2 protein-coding genes and 1 pseudogene are annotated in these 857 nt (G+C 36.5%); all 3 read right to left on the bottom strand.

Going from position 1 to position 857, the window contains the following annotated elements:
- Positions 1 to 94: pseudogene (locus tag CD122_RS10775) on the bottom strand (dUTPase); the annotation flags it as partial.
- Positions 87 to 413 (bottom strand): hypothetical protein, encoded by a 327-nt coding sequence (locus tag CD122_RS10770; protein WP_206167766.1) that lies wholly within the window; start codon positions 411 to 413, stop codon positions 87 to 89. The pseudogene CD122_RS10775 and the gene CD122_RS10770, both read right to left, overlap by 8 nt.
- Positions 406 to 810 carry a hypothetical protein gene (locus CD122_RS10765; RefSeq protein WP_103358957.1) on the bottom strand — a complete coding sequence of 135 codons (405 nt, stop codon included), beginning with the start codon at positions 808 to 810 and terminating at the stop codon, positions 406 to 408. The genes CD122_RS10770 and CD122_RS10765 overlap by 8 nt, the downstream gene beginning before the upstream one ends.
- Positions 811 to 857 lie beyond the last annotated feature (47 nt).

The raw sequence follows: 857 nt of genomic DNA, 5'->3' as shown, positions 1-857 counted from the left end.
TATCTTCTAAATTCAACGTTGGTATTCTATCATCGAAGTCCTTCTGAATTTGAAGTAATTCTTGCAATTGCTCAACTGTTAATTGATTACTCATATTTAGTCCCCTTTTCACCGTGTAAGATTCTGTGTAGCTTATGACGCAGATTGATGTACCAATGATTGTGCGTCACGGATAGTTTGTAGTTGATATGTCCTACAAACAAATCTTCTACTTCATCAAGTTTTCTCTTTAATTCGTTACGTTGCTCACGCACAACCGCAATATCATCAATCAACTCATCACGTTCTTGCTTGTACTGGTTACGTTCGTCAGATAGCTTTGCTACGCTTTTTAGTAGTCTGCTATTCTCACTATTCAGTCTGACTCGTTCTGCGCACAGTTCTGCTATGCGCCTTTTATGGTCTTTACTCAACAAGCTCACCGTCTTTCCAGATAAGTTTCAATTCATGGTTGTCTTGTGCTAAGTAGAAAGCTAAAGATTTTGTCTTTATGGCTTTCGACTTTTCTAATTCTGCCTTAATAGATTTTGCTGATTCGAAATTTGTGTAATCGACATAGCCATTACAATCTTCAAATTTTTCAACTAAACCATCTAACTTCGTATGCTCATCAATCTCTTGTTCAACTTCAATCTCAAATCTATCTTCAGCTTTAAAACCATCAATTTCAAAATCATCAAAAAACATCTCATTCGGATATACGCACGTGCCTTTTGAGCCTCTATATTCTCCTTGTTCAATTTCATCGTTACTCAATAAGTTGAGCAACTCTTCTAGACCAACTTGTTTCTTCACTTTGATTTTCGGCACTTTACTCGTCCTCCTTTAACAAATGTGGTTGTTCATACTTGTTTCCG

The sequence above is a fragment of the Staphylococcus rostri genome (assembly GCF_002902145.1).
Taxonomy (GTDB): domain Bacteria; phylum Bacillota; class Bacilli; order Staphylococcales; family Staphylococcaceae; genus Staphylococcus; species Staphylococcus rostri.
Note: the sequence above shows the minus strand (reverse complement) of the source record. Positions and strands in the feature narration are given on the sequence as shown.